This window comes from Polaromonas sp. P1_H6, from assembly GCF_056405195.1.
This window is the reverse complement of sequence record NZ_JBFUCN010000029.1, coordinates 1-15,564: the sequence shown is the minus strand read 5'-3', so window position 1 is coordinate 15,564 and position 15,564 is coordinate 1. Positions and strand designations below refer to the sequence as shown.

General features: G+C 67.4%; 17 protein-coding genes. 13 read left to right on the top strand and 4 right to left on the bottom strand.

Features of this window, described 5'->3' with window-relative positions:
- The first annotated feature begins 53 nt into the window (after positions 1-53).
- The 5 genes from AC1D1F_RS20775 (at position 54) to AC1D1F_RS20755 (ending at position 4,719) form a co-directional block, all read left to right on the top strand.
- On the top strand, positions 54-749 hold the full coding sequence (locus AC1D1F_RS20775) for a response regulator (RefSeq protein WP_477677236.1): 696 nt from the start codon (positions 54-56) through the stop codon (positions 747-749).
- Positions 746-2,083 (top strand): histidine kinase dimerization/phospho-acceptor domain-containing protein, encoded by a 1,338-nt coding sequence (locus AC1D1F_RS20770; protein ID WP_477677237.1) that lies wholly within the window; start codon positions 746-748, stop codon positions 2,081-2,083. The genes AC1D1F_RS20775 and AC1D1F_RS20770 overlap by 4 nt, the downstream gene beginning before the upstream one ends.
- A gap of 144 nt (positions 2,084-2,227) precedes the next feature.
- Entirely contained in the window at positions 2,228-3,292 is a 1,065-nt protein-coding gene (fba, locus tag AC1D1F_RS20765) for a class II fructose-bisphosphate aldolase (RefSeq protein ID WP_074579197.1), read from the top strand.
- Between the two features lie 103 nt (positions 3,293-3,395).
- Entirely contained in the window at positions 3,396-4,304 is a 909-nt protein-coding gene (locus AC1D1F_RS20760) for a phosphoribosylaminoimidazolesuccinocarboxamide synthase (protein WP_477700817.1), read from the top strand.
- A gap of 25 nt (positions 4,305-4,329) precedes the next feature.
- Positions 4,330-4,719, top strand: a complete 390-nt coding sequence (locus AC1D1F_RS20755; RefSeq protein ID WP_477677239.1) for a hypothetical protein — start codon at positions 4,330-4,332, stop codon at positions 4,717-4,719.
- Between the two features lie 3 nt (positions 4,720-4,722).
- Here AC1D1F_RS20755 and trxA read toward each other — a convergent pair whose 3' ends face one another.
- Positions 4,723-5,616 (bottom strand): thioredoxin, encoded by an 894-nt coding sequence (gene trxA / locus AC1D1F_RS20750; protein WP_477696594.1) that lies wholly within the window; start codon positions 5,614-5,616, stop codon positions 4,723-4,725.
- A gap of 174 nt (positions 5,617-5,790) precedes the next feature.
- Between trxA and purE the strand changes: the two genes are divergently transcribed.
- The 4 genes from purE to AC1D1F_RS20730 are packed head-to-tail and all read left to right on the top strand — an operon-like array spanning position 5,791 to position 9,220.
- A complete protein-coding gene (gene purE, locus AC1D1F_RS20745) occupies positions 5,791-6,300 on the top strand; it encodes a 5-(carboxyamino)imidazole ribonucleotide mutase (protein WP_477696593.1) in 510 nt (169 codons plus the stop codon).
- Positions 6,297-7,538, top strand: a complete 1,242-nt coding sequence (locus tag AC1D1F_RS20740; protein WP_477696592.1) for a 5-(carboxyamino)imidazole ribonucleotide synthase — start codon at positions 6,297-6,299, stop codon at positions 7,536-7,538. Before purE ends, AC1D1F_RS20740 begins: the two co-directional genes overlap by 4 nt.
- Entirely contained in the window at positions 7,538-8,536 is a 999-nt protein-coding gene (locus AC1D1F_RS20735) for an L-threonylcarbamoyladenylate synthase (protein WP_477677243.1), read from the top strand. Before AC1D1F_RS20740 ends, AC1D1F_RS20735 begins: the two co-directional genes overlap by 1 nt.
- 60 nt (positions 8,537-8,596) lie before the next feature.
- Complete coding sequence (locus AC1D1F_RS20730; RefSeq protein WP_477677244.1) at positions 8,597-9,220, top strand: LysE family translocator; 624 nt, start codon at positions 8,597-8,599, stop codon at positions 9,218-9,220.
- A gap of 79 nt (positions 9,221-9,299) precedes the next feature.
- Here AC1D1F_RS20730 and cutA read toward each other — a convergent pair whose 3' ends face one another.
- Both cutA and dacB read right to left on the bottom strand, forming a co-directional pair.
- The gene (cutA, locus tag AC1D1F_RS20725; RefSeq protein WP_477677245.1) at positions 9,300-9,674 is read right to left on the bottom strand and encodes a divalent-cation tolerance protein CutA; all 375 of its coding nucleotides are present in this window, start codon (positions 9,672-9,674) and stop codon (positions 9,300-9,302) included.
- Between the two features lie 176 nt (positions 9,675-9,850).
- The gene (dacB, locus tag AC1D1F_RS20720) at positions 9,851-11,368 is read right to left on the bottom strand and encodes a D-alanyl-D-alanine carboxypeptidase/D-alanyl-D-alanine endopeptidase (protein ID WP_477677246.1); all 1,518 of its coding nucleotides are present in this window, start codon (positions 11,366-11,368) and stop codon (positions 9,851-9,853) included.
- Positions 11,369-11,479: 111 nt separating this feature from the next.
- On the opposite strand from dacB, the gene tsaB reads away from it, so the two are divergent.
- From tsaB to AC1D1F_RS20705, 3 genes are read left to right on the top strand one after another with little or no spacing between them, the layout of a single operon-like run.
- Positions 11,480-12,235, top strand: coding sequence for a tRNA (adenosine(37)-N6)-threonylcarbamoyltransferase complex dimerization subunit type 1 TsaB (gene tsaB, locus AC1D1F_RS20715; protein ID WP_477696590.1), 756 nt, complete (start codon positions 11,480-11,482; stop codon positions 12,233-12,235).
- Complete coding sequence (gene rimI / locus AC1D1F_RS20710; RefSeq protein WP_477679121.1) at positions 12,232-12,711, top strand: ribosomal protein S18-alanine N-acetyltransferase; 480 nt, start codon at positions 12,232-12,234, stop codon at positions 12,709-12,711. Before tsaB ends, rimI begins: the two co-directional genes overlap by 4 nt.
- Complete coding sequence (locus AC1D1F_RS20705) at positions 12,708-13,481, top strand: uracil-DNA glycosylase family protein (RefSeq protein WP_477679120.1); 774 nt, start codon at positions 12,708-12,710, stop codon at positions 13,479-13,481. Before rimI ends, AC1D1F_RS20705 begins: the two co-directional genes overlap by 4 nt.
- A gap of 7 nt (positions 13,482-13,488) precedes the next feature.
- Here AC1D1F_RS20705 and AC1D1F_RS20700 read toward each other — a convergent pair whose 3' ends face one another.
- Positions 13,489-14,376: a DMT family transporter gene (locus AC1D1F_RS20700; RefSeq protein ID WP_477696589.1), complete on the bottom strand. Its 888-nt coding sequence runs from the start codon at positions 14,374-14,376 to the stop codon at positions 13,489-13,491.
- An 80-nt stretch (positions 14,377-14,456) separates the two neighbouring features.
- Here AC1D1F_RS20700 and pyrF point away from each other — a divergent pair, with 80 nt between their 5' ends.
- On the top strand, positions 14,457-15,293 hold the full coding sequence (gene pyrF / locus AC1D1F_RS20695; protein WP_477679343.1) for an orotidine-5'-phosphate decarboxylase: 837 nt from the start codon (positions 14,457-14,459) through the stop codon (positions 15,291-15,293).
- Positions 15,294-15,564 lie beyond the last annotated feature (271 nt).

Below are 15,564 nucleotides of genomic sequence, written 5' to 3'. Positions count from 1 at the left end.
TGCGGCGGGCCGCGAAAGCCCCCGCCGCCGGCCGAAGCGCCGACAATGGCGCGATGCGAATCCTGGTGGTGGAAGACGATGCCGGCATCGCCCTGGGCCTGCGGACCAATCTGCAGCAACGGGGCTATGCGGTCGATGTCTGCGCCAGCATGGCCTCGGCGTGGACGGCTCTTTCCGGCGAGCACTTTGACCTGGTCCTGTTGGACCTGGGCCTGGCGGATGGCGACGGCGGCGAGCTGTTGCTGCAGCTTCGGCATGTCCGCGCGGGCGCGCCCGGGGCGTTACCCGACCCGCTGACGCCGGTGCTCATCATGACCGCGCGCGACCAGGTCGCCGACCGGATTTCCGGCCTCAACCTGGGCGCCGACGACTACCTGGTCAAACCCTTTGACCTCGACGAGCTCGAGGCACGCATGCGCGCGCTGCTGCGGCGCGCGGCGGGCCGTGCCCATCCGCTGCTGGTCCACGGCGAACTGGTGATAGACCCGGCGGCCCGCACCGTGCTGCGCGCGGGTGCGGCCGTTGAGCTGGCGCCGCGCGAGTTCGCCCTGCTGCTCCTGCTGCTGGAGTCGCGCGGCCGGGTGCTGTCGCGCCAGCAGCTCGAAGCGCGCCTTTACAACTGGCAGGACGCCGTCGGCAGCAACGCGGTCGAGGTGCATGTGCACCACCTGCGGCGCAAGCTGGGCGAGGGCTTGATCCAGACCATGCGCGGCGTCGGTTATTTCATTCCGCGGGAGGACGACGCGTGAAGCCGGCTGTCCTTCCGCAGGCTTCCCTCACACGCCGCCTCCTGCTATGGGTGCTGGCGGCGTTGCTGCTGGTGTGGGCCGGCTTCGTGGCGGTGGGCTACCGGACAGGCGTCCATGAGGCGGGCGAGCTGACCGATGGGCACCTGGCCGGAACAGCGGCCTTGATGCTCAACCTGGATCTGCCGCCTTTCGTGGATGCCGCGCGGGAAACCCCCCGCCCCGTCCTTCCCACCCTCAAGAGCCACGACTACCAGCCTTCGCTCAGCGTGCTGGTGCGCGACGCCGGCGGCCGGCTACTGGCCCGCTCGGGCGATGCGCCCCTGCCGCCCTTCAGCGAGCGGCCCGGTTTCGCCGACCTGGAATTGGGTACGCCGCCGGCCACCTGGCGCAGTTTTTCGCAGTGGGACGCCTCGCGCGCGCGGCAGGTTATGGTGCTGGTGCGCTCCGACGAGCGCGATGAAATGGCCGCCGACGTCGCCGGCCAGCTGGCCGAGCCGGGTCTGTGGCTGCTGCCGGTGGTGGCGCTCGCGCTGGGCGTGGCCATCTGGCGCGGCCTGCGACCCCTGCAGGCGTTGTCGCGCGACGTGGCCGAGCTGGAAGTGGACAAGGCCGAGCGCTTGCAGGCGCGCCATCCCTATCGCGAGTTCAACTCGGTGGTGCGCTCCATCAACACGCTGGTGGGCCAGCAGCAGGCCTCGCTGGAGCGTGAGCGCGAGCTGGCCAGCGAGGTGGCGCATGAACTGCGTACCCCGCTGTCGTCCATTGCCCTGCAGGCGGCCTCGCTGCGCGGAGAACTCTCGCCGCCCGCGCGCGAGCAGGCACTGGCGCAGATAGGCGCCGACGCGATGCGCGCCGGGCACGTCATCGCCCAGCTGCTTTCGCTGGCGCGGGCCAGCCGCGGCGACCTGCAGCAGCAAATGCGGCGCCTGGACCTGGGTGCCCTGGCCGGGCAGGTAGTCGCCGGCTACGCGCAGGCCTCCTGGGAAAGCGGGCACACGCTCAGCGTGCAGGGCGAGGACGGGCTCGCGGTGCTGGCCCATCCGCTGCTGCTGGAGCTGGCCCTGCGCAATCTTGTCGACAACGCGCTGCAGCACACGGCCCGGGGTAGCGCCGTCTGTGTCCAGTGGGGCCACGACACCGACGGGGTGTGGCTGCAAGTCTGCGATGACGGCCAGTCCCGTCCGGGCGCCGCGGCGCCCTCCACCGAAAGGCTGGGCCTGGGCCACAAAATCGTCAGCCGCGTGATGGACGTGCACGGCGGCCGCTTTGCGCAGATACCCGCGCCCGTGCCTTTTACACGGTGTTACCGCATGGTTCTGCCGCTAATTCCCTGAATAACCCGCCTTCACGCAGCCGTTAGAATGAAGACCTCGGTTACTTCGCGGTTACGGCCCATAAAGGCAGCCCTCGTGCTGCGCGGCCTTCCGCCGGGAACCCGCCTTTTGGGCAGCGTTTTTAACTTTCTGGGGATTTTGATCATGGCACTCGTTTCGATGCGCGAGCTGCTGGACCATGCGGCAGTCAACGGCTACGGCATTCCGGCTTTTAACGTCAACAACCTCGAGCAGGTGCAAGCCGTCATGGAAGCGGCCAAGGAAACCGGCGCACCGGTGATCCTGCAGGCCAGCGCCGGCGCGCGCAAATATGCCGGTGAGCCCTTCATCAAGCACCTGATCCAGGCGGCCATCGAGATGTACCCCAACATCCCGCTGGTCATGCACCAGGACCACGGCCAGAACCCCGACGTCTGCCAGGGCGCCATCGACCTCGGTTTTTCGTCGGTGATGATGGACGGCTCGCTCGAGGCGGACGGCAAGACCATCGCCAGCTACGACTACAACGTCGAGGTGACAAAAAAGGTCTCGCAGCTGGCCCACAAATATGGTGTCACCGTGGAAGGCGAACTCGGCTGCCTCGGCTCGCTGGAAACCATGAAGGGCGACAAGGAAGACGGCCACGGCACCGACGCCACCATGACGCGTGAGCAACTGCTGACCGACCCGGAGCAGGCCGCCGACTTCGTCAAGCGCACGCAGATCGACGCGCTGGCCATCGCCATCGGCACCAGCCACGGCGCCTACAAATTCACCCGCAAGCCCACCGGCGACATCCTGGCCATCGACCGCATCAAGGAAATCCACAAGCGCATTCCGAGCACCCACCTGGTGATGCACGGCTCCTCGTCGGTGCCGCAGGAGCTGCTGGCGCTGATCCGCCAGTACGGCGGCAACATGAAGGAAACCTACGGCGTGCCCGTCGAGGAAATCCAGGAAGCCATCAAGCACGGCGTGCGCAAGATCAACATCGACACCGACATCCGCCTGGCCATGACGGCCGCCGTGCGCAAGTTCCTGGCCGAGAACCCCGAAAAGTTCGATGCCCGCGAATGGCTCAAGCCCGCGCGCGAAGCCGCCAAGCAGATCTGCAAGCAGCGCTACATCCAGTTCGGCTGCGAAGGCCAGGGCGCCAAGATCAAGGGCGACACCCTGCAGGTCGTGGCCGCCAAATACGCCAAGGGCGAACTGGCTCAAGTCGTCCATTGAAAATTCCCGCCGTCCGCCCGCGCGGATTGGCGATAATTCAAAGCCCGCGGACTCTTGCGAGTCGCGGGCTTTTTACTTTGACCCTTCTCCCATGCCTCCCACCATGACCCAAGCACTCCACACCTCCGCCCTGACTTCCCTGCCCCTGCTCGCGCGCGGCAAGGTGCGCGATAACTATGCCGTGGGCAAGGACAGGCTGCTGATGGTGGCCAGCGACCGGCTCAGCGCTTTCGACGTCATCCTGGGTGAACCGATTCCCGGCAAGGGCGCGCTGCTCACGCAGATGGCACTGTTCTGGTTCGGCAAGCTGGGCCATATCTGCCCCAACCACCTGACCGGCGAATCGCCCGAAAGCGTGGTCACGCCGGCCGAAGTGCCACAGGTGGTGAACCGCTCCATGCTGGTCAAACGCCTGAAGCCGATTCCAGTCGAGGCCGTGGTGCGCGGCTACCTGGCCGGGAGCGGCTGGAAGGAATACCGGGAAAGCCAGGCGGTTTGCGGCGTGCCCCTGCCCGCGGGCCTGAAGAACGCCGGCAAGCTGCCCGAGCCCATCTTCACGCCGGCCGCCAAGGCCGAAGCCGGGGAGCACGACGAGAACATCAGCTACGAGCAGGTGGTCAAGGTGGTCGGCCCCGAGCTTGCCGCGCGGATAAAAAAAATCAGCATCGAGATCTACAGCACCGCCGCCGCCTTCGCGCTGACCAAGGGCATCATCATTGCCGACACCAAATTCGAATTCGGCCTCGACGAGGACGGCACGCTGACGCTGATGGACGAGGTGCTGACCCCCGATTCATCCCGCTACTGGCCCATCGAAGGCTATGAAGCCGCCTACGCGGCCGGCCAGAACCCGCCCAGCTACGACAAGCAGTTCGTGCGTGACTGGCTGGAAGCCGTGCGCATCAACGGCAAGCCCTGGGACAAAACACTGCCCTCGCCGCACCTGCCGGCCGATGTGGTCGCCAAAACGGCCGCCAAGTACCAGGAAGCGCTGACCCGGCTGACAGCCTGAAGCGCAGGCCTGGCCCGGCGCCGCGATGGAATTCCTGCTGGAACTGCTGTTCGAGTTTTTCGGTGAGCTGTTCCTGCAGCTCTTCGGCGAGATGTTCGGCGGCGCTTGCAAAGCCGCCTGGTACAAGCTGCGCGGCCGCGACCATGAGTTGACGGCGACGCAGGAGGCCAGCTGGTCCGTCATGACCGGCATTGCCGCCGGCGTGCTGACGGTGCTGGTCGTGCCCCACCTGGCGATTCGCCTGCACTGGCTGCAGATCCTCAACCTGCTGCTGGCGCCCGTGGTGGCGGGCCTGCTGGTCGAACGGCTGCGCGCCTGGCGCGAGTCGCGCCGCGAGTTCAGTGTCGAAGTAGCCGGCTACGCCGCGCTGTTTGGTTTTGCCTTCGCGCTGACCCGCTGGCTTTTCGGCCAGTAGGGCCTAGCTCAACACCACGCTGGACAATCGCCGGCGGTAGGTGGCCACGGTCGGGTCTTCGGGCGGAATCTGCCCGTCGGCGACCTTGGGTTTGGGCGCTTCCATGACGTCAAGGACGGCGATATAGGTCTTGCGCGCGAGTTCCTCGCTCCAGGCTTTGTCGCGCATCAGGATTTCCAGCAGTTCGTCGAGCGCGTCGGTCCAGCGCTGCTGGGCCATCAGCCCACGGGCCTTGTCAAAACGCGCTTCGAAATCCCGCTTGTTGGCCGCGATCCTGGCGTCCAGGCCTGCCGCGGCACCCGCGCCCTGGGTGGCGGCAAAGTCCATCGCATCCATCCAACGCTTGAGCGAGTCAAAACGGCGCACCACCGTGGTTTGCGCGATCACCGGCGCGAAGGCCACCTTGGCGTCGTCCTCGCGGCCCACCTGCAGCAGCAGCTTCACGTAATCGAAGCGTGCGTTGTCGTCGGCCGGGTTGGCGGCCACCGCGTGCTGCAATTTTTCAAGCACGGCGGCAGGATCGGTGCTTTCTTCCTCGAGCGCCAGTTCCTGCTCCTCGGCCAGTTCGTCCGCCGGCGGCAGGTGCTTGTCGAGGAACTCCTTGACCTTGCCCTCGGGCAGGGCGCCGGCAAAGCCGTCCACCGGCTGGCCGTTCATCATCAGGATGCAGGTCGGGATGCTGCGGATGCCGAAAGCCGCGCCCAGCTGCTGCTCCTGGTCGGAATCTATCTTCACGAGCTTGAAGCGCCCAGCGTATTCCACTTCCACTTTTTCCAGAATCGGGCCCAGCGACTTGCAGGGGCCGCACCACGGCGCCCAGAAGTCGATCAGCACGGGGGTGGTCATGGAGGCGGCTACGACTTCCGCTTCGAAATTGGCAATGGTGACGTCTATCATGATTTCTGGAAATTGGGGCTGGAAAGAAGGGTTTCAACCGCCGTGGCGCGGCGCGGCCACAGCCCGGCAGGGTGCCTGGGCGCAAGCCCAAACGATAGCATGCACGCCTAACCCTTAAAATCGGGGGTTACGGGCGAACGGCCCCCGCAAACCCCCAAGACCCAGAAGGTCCCAATGACGACGACAAACAATACGGCCGCCCCCCTGGTTGGCGTGGTGATGGGCTCCAGCAGCGACTGGGAGACCATGCAGCACGCGGTGCAGATCCTCAGCCAGTTCGGTGTGGCGCATGAAGCCCGCGTGGTGTCGGCCCACCGCATGCCCGACGAACTCTTCGCCTACGCCGAAGCCGCCCAGGGCCGCGGCCTGCAGGCCATCATCGCCGGCGCCGGCGGCGCCGCCCACCTGCCGGGCATGCTGGCCGCCAAGACGGCCGTGCCCGTTCTGGGTGTGCCGGTGGCCAGCAAGCACCTGCAGGGCGTCGATTCGCTGCACAGCATCGTGCAGATGCCCAAGGGCATTCCCGTCGCCACTTTTGCCATCGGCAATGCGGGTGCGGCCAATGCGGCCCTGTTTGCCGTCGCCATGCTGGCCCTGCACGACAAGGCACTGGCCGCCAGGCTGCAGGCCTTCCGCGCCGAGCAGACCGCCGCCGCCCACGCCATGACCCTGCCGCCCGCATGAGCCTTCCTTCCGGCCTCCCCGTTTTCCCCGGCACCGTTTCCGCTTCCGGCCAGCCCGCCACGCTGGGCGTGATGGGCGGCGGCCAGTTGGGCCGAATGTTTGTGCACGCCGCGCAGCGCCTGGGCTATTTCACCGCGGTGCTGGATCCCGACGCGCAAAGCCCCGCGGGCCTGGTGAGCCACCACCACATCCAGACGGGCTATGGCGACGAACAGGGGCTCAAGCAACTGGCCGCACTGTGCGCCGCCATCACCACCGAATTTGAAAACGTGCCCGCCGCCGCGTTGCAGGCGCTGGCCGCCAGCCGCCCCGTGGCGCCGGGCGCCGCCGCCGTCGCCATTGCGCAGAACCGCATCGAGGAAAAATCGCACTTCACGGCCAGCGCCGCCGAATCCGGCGTGCTGGCCGGCGTCAGTTGCGCGCCGTATGCGGTGATTGAAACGCCGGTGCAACTCGAAGCAGTTCCCACGGACCTGCTGCCCGGCATCCTGAAAACCGCGCGCATGGGCTACGACGGCAAGGGCCAGGTCCGCGTCAAAAATGCGGCCGAACTCGCCGCCGCCTGGGCCGGCCTGAAGCAGGCTTCTTGCGTGCTCGAAAAAATGCTGCCGCTCAAGGCCGAGTGCTCGGTCATCGTGGCGCGCGGCTGGGACGGCCGCGTCGTGGGCTTCGCGCCCCAGCGCAATGTGCACGTCGACGGCATCCTGGCCGTCACCCAGGCTTACGAGGGCAATATGCCTGCGGCCCTGGCGCAACGAGCATTGGCGGCCACCCACACCATTGCCCATCACGTCGGCTACGTCGGCGTGCTCTGCGTCGAGTTTTTCCTGGTCGACGACGGCAGTGCCGACGGCGCGCTGGTCGTCAATGAAATGGCGCCGCGCCCGCACAACAGCGGCCACTACACGATGGACGCTTGCGACGTCTCGCAGTTCGACCTGCAGGTGCACGCCATGGCCGGCCTGCCGCTGCCGCAGCCGCGCCAGCATTCGCCGTCCATCATGCTGAACCTGCTGGGCGACGTGTGGCTGGACGCGCAAGGCCAGGCCCGCACACCCGACTGGCAGGCCGTGCTGGCCCTGCCCGGCACGCACCTGCACCTTTACGGCAAAACCGAAGCGCGGGCCGGCCGCAAGATGGGCCACCTCAACATCACCGGTGCCGACGTCGCCTCCGTCGAGGCCACGGCACGCCAGGCGGCAGCCATCCTGGGGCTGCCCGGGCTTGAAGACATCTGATGATTCTGCCCGGCACCGACCCGCAGGCCATTGCTGAGGCCGCCCGCCGCATCCAGGCCGGCGAGCTTGTCGGCTTCCCGACCGAAACGGTGTACGGCCTGGGCGCCGACGCGTCCAGCGACGCCGCCGTCGCCGGGATTTTTGCGGCCAAGGGCCGGCCCGCCGACCACCCGCTCATCGTGCATGTGGCCGACGCCGCGCAAGTGAATGATTACGCCACCGGCGTGCCGCCTTTTGCCGCGAAGCTGATCAAGGCCTTCTGGCCCGGGCCGCTCACCGTGATCCTGCCGCGCAAGCCCGGCGTGGCCGCCGCCGCGGCCGGCGGGCAGGATTCCATCGGCCTGCGCTGCCCCTCGCACCCGGTCGCGCTGGCTTTCCTCAAAGCCTGCAACACCGGCGTCGCCGGCCCCAGCGCCAACCGCTTCGGCCGCGTCAGCCCCACCACCGCGCAGCATGTGCAACAGGAGTTCGGCGACAGCCTGCTGGTGCTGGACGGCGGGCCCTGCGACGTCGGCATCGAGTCCAGCATCGTCGACTGCACACGCGGCCGGCCCGTGTTGCTGCGTCCGGGCGTGCTCACGCGCGCGCAGCTTGAGGCCGCCTGCGGCGAAGCGGTGCTGGGCAAGGACGAGTTCGAGCAGGAGGCCCTGGGCCTGGTTGGCGATGCGCCGCGCGCCTCCGGTACGCTGGAGGCGCATTACGCGCCCAACGCCAAGCTGCGCCTGATGGACGCCGGGCCGATCCAGACCGCACTCGATTTGCTGGGCGCCGAGGCAGCCCACATCGCTGTCTATGCCCGCAGCATCGTGCGCATCAAGTCCGAGCGGGTGCTGTACCGCCGCATGCCCGACGACGCGCTGGCCACCGCCCAGCAGCTGTTCGCCGTGCTGCGCGACTTCGACGCCAAAGGCGTCAAGCTGATCTGGGTGGAAAACCCGCCGCCTGATGCGGAATGGGACGGCGTGCGCGACCGGCTGGGGCGGGCTGCCGCGAGCTGAAGCGCGTTTTTTCGCGCGCCGCTATCATGGGCCGGCACACCGTCATCAAAGGTGATCCCCATGCTCTCCATCCTCATCACCATCTGGTTTCTTCACGTCGCGGCCATGATGAGCCCGGGCGCCAACGTGCTGCTGGTGTCGCAGCTGGCCGCCAGTGATCGCGCGCGCAGCGCGGTCTTCGCGGCCCTGGGCGTAACAGTAGGTGCCGCCATCTGGGCGCTGTGCGCGGTGCTGGGAGTCAATGCGGTCTTCCAGGTATTTCCGGGGCTGCGCCTGGCGCTGCAGGTGGCCGGCGGGCTTTACCTGCTGTATGTCGCGAGCCGGCTCTGGCGTGCCGGCGGGGTGGCGCTGGGCAATACCGGCCCGACGGTGTCTTCGCCGGCGGCTTTCAGGCTGGGCTTCCTGACCAACATCACCAATCCCAAATCGGCGCTGTTTTTCGGGAGTGTGTTTGCAGCCTCCTTCCCGGCGGCACCCAGCGCGGGCCTGCAAGCCGCGGCGGTGGCCATGATCGTCACCAATGCCCTGTGCTGGCACATGCTGCTGGCCTATCTGTTCTCGCGTGAGCGCGTGCGGCTGGCGTATTCGCGCTCGCGCGTCGCGGCCAACCGCATCGCCTCGGTTGCCGTGGGTGCGTTGGGCCTTGGGTTGCTGGCGGCATCTTTGCGCGAAGCGCGTTCCTAGCTGGAGCCGCTCACAAAACCCAGCGAAGCGGTCCTGGCAAGGCGGCGCAACAACGCCAGGAGGATTTCGTGAGCGGCTCTCAGGGCAACGCGAATTGCGCGTCGGGCTCCGGCTCATCCGGCCCGCCCCGGCTTCCTTCGCCAATCCACTGCAGGTAAGCAGTTGAACCCGCGGTGATCGGGATCTGCACGATCTCGGGCGTCTCGTAGCTGTGGTGCGCCCGGATAAAAGATTCCAGCGCCTTGAAACCCGCGGTCCTCGTCTTGACGGACAGGCGCTGTTCCGGTTCGTCGCACAGCACGCCTTGCCAGCGATAAATACTGCGGATGGCCTCTATCTGAACGCAGGCGCCCAGCCCGGCCTCGACGATCCGGCGCGCCAGTGCCTCGGCTTGCTGCACGGTGGAAACCGTGGTCAGGACCAGGCAATAGCCGGGTTCGTTGAAGCTTGACATGCCGTGAGCTCCGGTGGGTTGTCGGTATAGACAGACAGAAACCGCGGGAAGCGCGGAAAGTGCCCAAATTTCAGGCATTGTGACGCAGGCCGCGCCAAATGGTGCTCTCGTCTTCCAGCCCCGGCGTCATCAACAGACTTGTCCACAGGCGGCAGGGATAACTCGGGCCTTCAGGCCTAGCGTGGTACTTCTTTCACCGCCCATTCCAGGAGCGCATCCAGCGCTGGCCGCGCAGCGCCAGCGTTCGGATGGTTGATCAGGCCCACCACGATATAGCGCGCGCCGCTGTGGCCGTTGGCGTAGCCCGCGATGGCTGTTACGTCGCGCAGCGAACCGGTTTTCAGGAAGGCCAGCCCCGCCACGTTCTTGCCGCGCTCGCGCAGCGTGCCGTCCACGCCCGCCACCGGCAGCGAATCAGCCAGGTCCGCGGCCAGCGGGCTTCTGGCGGCATGCAGCAGCAGGGCCCCAAGGCCTGCCGCCGTCACGCGCTCCTGGCGGCTCAGGCCCGATCCGTTGTCCATCACCGGCGGCGGCGTGCCCGGCAGGTTTTTTTTCCACCAGGCGGCCAGCGCGGCGTGCGCCGAGTCGAGCGTGCCGCTTTTGGGCTGGCCGAGGCTGGCATGCAAGCCCAGCGTCAAAAACAGGTGCTGGGCCATCACGTTGTTGGAATATTTGTTGATGTCGCGCACCACTTCCAGCAGCGGCGGCGACTGGTGCTCAAAGCGTATCGAGGCTTTTTCGCCCGAGATCGTGCCGGTGCTGCGCAGCATGGCCAGTTCCTGCGGCGTGGCGTCGCGCGCCGTGCCGGTCAACAGGCCGCCCAGTTGCCGCCACGAGCCTTCGATGGCGCGCGCGGCAAAGCTGGCGGGGTCGGCATAGGCGCTGGGCCAGATCTTTTCGCCGCAGGCCGATGAATAGGTTCCCAGGAATTCGATGTTGACCGGGTTCTCGACGCTGGCGCGCAATTCGCTGCGCCAGTCGCCGCAGCGGGCCACGCGCACCAGGGGCACGCTGGCGCCCACCTGCACGCCCGCCAGCGGCGGCTCGTAGCGCACCAGCGCGCGGCCGCTGGGCAGGTCCGGCGTGAACGTCATCACGATGGACTTGAAGTTGATCAGCAGTGCATCGGGCCTGGCGTTGTAGGGGCGCAGCGGCTCGCCGTCGAACTCGCCCGGGTCGGTGGCCGGCACGCTGAAGGCGCTGCGGTCCAGCACGATGTCCCCGCGGACCACCCGCGCGCCGCCGGCCTGCACCTGGGCCAGCAGGGCCTGCAGGCGCTCGACGACGAGCTTCGGGTCTCCCCCGCCCTGCACCACCAGGTTGCCGTTGAGCAGCCCGCCCGAGGTACTGCCGTCCAGGATGATGCGGGTCTTCCAGGTGAAATCGCGCCCCAGCGCATCGAGCGCCGAGTAGGTAGTGACCAGCTTCATGACCGAAGCCGGGTTCATCGGCGTGTCGATGCGCCAGCTCAGGCGCGGCACCGGTTTGCCGCTGGCCGCTTCAACCACCAGCATGGACACCGCGTCGCGCGGCACCTTGGCGCGCGCCAGGGCTTTTTCAACCGGGGCGGGCAGGCGCGGGGCTTGCGCCAGGGCGGCGCGGGGGACGAAGGGCAGGGCGGCGATCAGCGCGGCGGCCAGAAGGCGCAGCGCAACAGGGTGCGGCGTGCGCGGGCGCGGCGGGTCTTGGGTCATGCGAGGATTATCGCGGCAGCCCACCGGCCATTGGCGGGGATAATCGGGTGCATATGCCCGGTAGTCCTTGATTCAAGCGCTGCCGGCCCCTGGTAGACCCGCTCTGACCGAATGCCGCAATTCCTCAAATTCCTCGCCTTTGACACCAGCACCGACCGCATGTCGGTGGCGGTGACCGACGGCGTGCGCAACTGGCAGCACAGCGGCCCCGGCGGCGCGCAGGCCTCGACCACGCTGATCCCGGCCATTCTCGCGCTGCTGGCCGAGGCCGGGCTGGCACTCGGCGAGCTGGATGCCATCGCCTTCGGGCGCGGGCCGGGCTCCTTCACCGGCCTGCGCACCGCCTGCGCCGTGGCGCAGGGCCTGGCGCTGGGTGCACGGGACGGCGCGGGCATGCCGGTGCTGCCCATAGACACGCTGATGGCCGTGGCCGAGGAAGCGCGCTTTCAGCAGGCCGGCGCGCCGGCCGCCGAACGGCCGTTCGGCATCACGGCGCTGCTGGACGCGCGCATGGACGAGATGTATGTCCAGCGCTTTGAATTCAGCGGCGGGCAATGCCGCGCGCTGGGCGAATGCGAACTGGTCCGGCCCGAGGATTTTGTGCCCGATGCCGCCGTCGACCTGCTCGCCGGCAATGTGTTTTCGGTCTACGCGGATCGCCTGCCGGCCGGCTTGTCGGTGCAGGCCGAGGCCCTGCCCACGGCCGCCGCCCTGCTGCGCCTGGCGCCCGTACTGGCCGCCGCCGGGCAGTGTGTGAGCGCCGACCTCGCCCTGCCGCTCTACGTTCGCGATAAAGTAGCGCTCACCACCGAAGAACGCGAGCGGGTCAAGGCCGCCAAACTCGCCGCGCAGCCCCCTTCACCATGAACGCCATCCTCAAGCCCCTCGAAGCCCAGTTCGAAGCCATGACACCCGCATGGCTGGATGCGGTGGTGCGCGTGGAACAGGGTGCCTACGACCACCCCTGGACCCAGGGCAACTTCACCGACTCGCTCAATGCCGGCTACCAGGCGCAGCTGCTCACCGGCGGCAACCCGCCTGATGCCGAATTGCTGGGCTACTTCGTGGCCATGAAGGGCGTGGACGAGGTGCACCTGCTCAACATCACTGTCGCGTCCCAGCACCAGCGCCAGGGCTGGGCCCGCATCATGCTCGATGCGCTGGCTATCTGGTCGCGTGCGCAGGGCGCGCAATGGCTGTGGCTGGAGGTGCGCGTGAGCAATGTGCGCGCCAAGGCGATTTACGAACGCTACGGCTTTCGCCACGTCGGCACGCGCCGCAATTACTACCCGAACGGCGCGTCGGCGCGCGAAGACGCCGTCGTCATGAGCCTGGCCCTATGAGCCTGGACCTCGACAAACGCCATCGCGCCATGCTGCGCGAGATGGGCGTGCGCGTGTGGCTGCCGGTGTCGGAACCTGTTGCTGTTACCGCTGTCGAGGCGGTGGTGGAGGCAGCGCTTGCCCCGCAGGAAACCAGGCCGGCGCCGGCTCCCGCCGTGCCCGTCATGCGTGAGGCCCCGCCGCCTGTGCGCACCCAGCCTCCCCGCCCACCGGTGGTGGCCGCGGCGCCGGCCGAGGCGCGTGAAGCCGTCGCGGCGTACACCGCCGGTGCCTGGAGCATGGGTGCCGCGCAGGCGCTGTACGCCGAGGCCGCCCATGCCGAGGGCGCTCGCTGGCTGGTACTGGCCGAAACGCCGGCGGCCGCGCTCCAGCGCGAACCCTTCAACCCGTTTGAGGGCGAGGCCGGCAAGCTGCTCGACAACATGCTGCGCGCCGCCCGCTTGCACAAGGCCGGCGTGGTACTGCTGGCGCCGCTGGTGCGTGGCGCGGCGGCCGGTGTGGGCGCCGCCCTGCCCGAGGCCCTGCCAACCCTGCTGGCCAGCGCGCAACCCGACGTGGTGCTGGTCATGGGCCGCCTGGCCGCACAGGCTTTGCTGCAGTCCAGCGAGCCTTTCGGCAAACTGCGCGGCCAGGTGCACGGCCTGCACGGCGCTCACACGGTGGTGACTTACGACGCGACTTATTTGCTGCGCAACCCGTCCGACAAGGCCAAGGCCTGGGACGACCTGTGCCTGGCCATGGGCCGTGTGGCCGGGCCCGCAGCCGGTTAAGACCGCTTCAGGCCTTGGCGGTGTCCCGGCTGGGCGCCAGCACCGAGGCGATCGCCGCCACCATCAACACCACCGCCGCCCAGTCCTGCCAGTGCAGCACCTCGCCCAGGCCCAGCGCGCCTGAAAATACGCCCAGGATGGGAATCATCATCACGCTCAGCGTCGAGGCCACCGGCGGCAGTGCGCGCGCCAAGGTGAACCAGGCCGCGTGGGCAAAACCGAAGATCAGCACCGCGTTGTAGAGAATCGCCGCCCAGGTCGTGGGAGAGGGCGCCTTCCACTGCGGCATTTCAAAGACGGTGCCCAGCACGGTCAGTATCACGGCCGTCATCACCGTCATCCAGAACGACAGTGTCAGCGTGGCGGCTGGTATCGTGGTCTTGCGCAGCATCTGCGTGCCCAGCGCCCACACCGCGGCGGCCACCAGCGCGCACAGCACCCCCAACGGGCGGCCGGAGAGATTCGTTAGCTCATACCAGAGCAGCAGCGCCACACCCACCGCGGCCGCCGCCACACCCAGCCAGTTGCGGGTTTTCAGCTTCGCGCCGAAAAACCAGGCGCCCAGCAGCGCCGAAAAAATCGGCATGGTGTAGCCCAGGATGGCGGCGCGCCCGCTGCTGAGGTTTTTCACCGCCAGGATGATCAGCGCATGCCAGACAAACATGTTTGCCGCCGCCAGCCAGAACAGCTCGCGCCACTTGTTGCGCGGTACAAGAAACGGCACCTTGAGCTGCACCATCGCCAGCCCCAGCACCGGAATCCCCAGCCAGATTGAAATCGCCCGGAAGGTCAGCGGCGGATAGTCCGCGATGCCCATCTTCATCACCGGCCAGTTCAAGCCCCAGACCAGGGTGAGGAGGACGAGAAGTATGAGCTGGCGGCGGGAGAGTTGCATGGGTGGGCGGGTGGTTTTGCGCGATTGTCCCGGTTTGAGGCAAAACCTGCTCGGGGAGCCACCTTCTTACAATACGGGCTATGACTTTCCTCGACATGCTGGGCGCCGCAGAACGCCAAAACCATTCCATGCTTTGCGTCGGCCTGGACCCGGAGCCCACCAAGTTCCCCGGCAAGCTCAAGGGCGACGCCAACAAGATTTACGATTTTTGCGCCGCGATCGTCGACGCCACCGCCGACCTGGTGATTTCCTTCAAGCCGCAGATCGCCTACTTCGCCGCCCACCGCGCCGAAGGCCAGCTCGAACGCCTGATGGAACACATGCGCCGCGTCGCGCCGCAAGTACCCATCATCCTGGACGCCAAACGCGGCGACATAGGCTCCACCGCCGAGCAATACGCGAAGGAAGCGTTTGAGCGCTACGGCGCCGACGCGGTGACGCTTTCGCCCTTCATGGGCTTCGACTCGGTCGCGCCCTATCTGAAGTACGAAGGCAAGGGTGCGTTTTTGCTGTGCCGCACTTCCAACCCCGGCGGCGACGACCTGCAGAACCAGCGTTTTGCTTCCATCGAAGGCCAGCCTCTGCTGTATGAACATGTGGCGCGCCTGGCGCAGGGACCGTGGAACCTCAACGGCCAGTTGGGGCTGGTGGTGGGGGCGACCTATCCGGCGGAGATCGAGCGTGTGCGGGTCGTGGCGCCTGTCCTGCCTTTGCTGATTCCCGGTGTTGGGGCGCAGGGTGGAGATGCTGTTGCCACTGTCAAAGCCGGCTGGCGGGCCGGGGCGCCCATCATCGTGAATTCGTCTCGGGCTATCTTGTATGCGTCCAGTGGGGATGATTTTGCTGATGCTGCGCGGCGCGAGGCGGTTCGGACTCGGGATGTGTTGGAGGCGGCTCGGGGTGAGGCTTCGAAGTAGGCCGGGTCTTGCGCCGGTCTCTGCGCGCTCGCCCTCTGCATAGGGTTGCTGGCCGGGGGTAGCCCGGCGGCTACTCACTTTTCTTTTGCTTCGCMAAAAKAAAAKTAAGMAAAAGAAAMSGCGACCCTGGTTGCTGCGTCCCTTCGCTGCGCTACGGGCAACCTGCGGTGCTCGGTTCAGGCGGGGTCTCGCTAAACTCGCCTTCGGCTCAAACAACGCGATCCCTGATCCGCCTGAACCTGCGCTCCTCGGCGCATCCACAAGGGGTGGG

Coding starts and splice junctions, on each gene's coding strand:
- AC1D1F_RS20775 (WP_477677236.1), top strand. CDS start 54: ATGCGAATCCTGGTGGTGGAAGACGATGCCGGCATCGCCCTGGGCCTG.
- fba (WP_074579197.1), top strand. CDS start 2,228: ATGGCACTCGTTTCGATGCGCGAGCTGCTGGACCATGCGGCAGTCAAC.
- AC1D1F_RS20760 (WP_477700817.1), top strand. CDS start 3,396: ATGACCCAAGCACTCCACACCTCCGCCCTGACTTCCCTGCCCCTGCTC.
- AC1D1F_RS20755 (WP_477677239.1), top strand. CDS start 4,330: ATGGAATTCCTGCTGGAACTGCTGTTCGAGTTTTTCGGTGAGCTGTTC.
- trxA (WP_477696594.1), bottom strand. CDS start 5,616: ATGATAGACGTCACCATTGCCAATTTCGAAGCGGAAGTCGTAGCCGCC.
- purE (WP_477696593.1), top strand. CDS start 5,791: ATGACGACGACAAACAATACGGCCGCCCCCCTGGTTGGCGTGGTGATG.
- AC1D1F_RS20740 (WP_477696592.1), top strand. CDS start 6,297: ATGAGCCTTCCTTCCGGCCTCCCCGTTTTCCCCGGCACCGTTTCCGCT.
- AC1D1F_RS20735 (WP_477677243.1), top strand. CDS start 7,538: ATGATTCTGCCCGGCACCGACCCGCAGGCCATTGCTGAGGCCGCCCGC.
- AC1D1F_RS20730 (WP_477677244.1), top strand. CDS start 8,597: ATGCTCTCCATCCTCATCACCATCTGGTTTCTTCACGTCGCGGCCATG.
- cutA (WP_477677245.1), bottom strand. CDS start 9,674: ATGTCAAGCTTCAACGAACCCGGCTATTGCCTGGTCCTGACCACGGTT.
- dacB (WP_477677246.1), bottom strand. CDS start 11,368: ATGACCCAAGACCCGCCGCGCCCGCGCACGCCGCACCCTGTTGCGCTG.
- tsaB (WP_477696590.1), top strand. CDS start 11,480: ATGCCGCAATTCCTCAAATTCCTCGCCTTTGACACCAGCACCGACCGC.
- rimI (WP_477679121.1), top strand. CDS start 12,232: ATGAACGCCATCCTCAAGCCCCTCGAAGCCCAGTTCGAAGCCATGACA.
- AC1D1F_RS20705 (WP_477679120.1), top strand. CDS start 12,708: ATGAGCCTGGACCTCGACAAACGCCATCGCGCCATGCTGCGCGAGATG.
- AC1D1F_RS20700 (WP_477696589.1), bottom strand. CDS start 14,376: ATGCAACTCTCCCGCCGCCAGCTCATACTTCTCGTCCTCCTCACCCTG.
- pyrF (WP_477679343.1), top strand. CDS start 14,457: ATGACTTTCCTCGACATGCTGGGCGCCGCAGAACGCCAAAACCATTCC.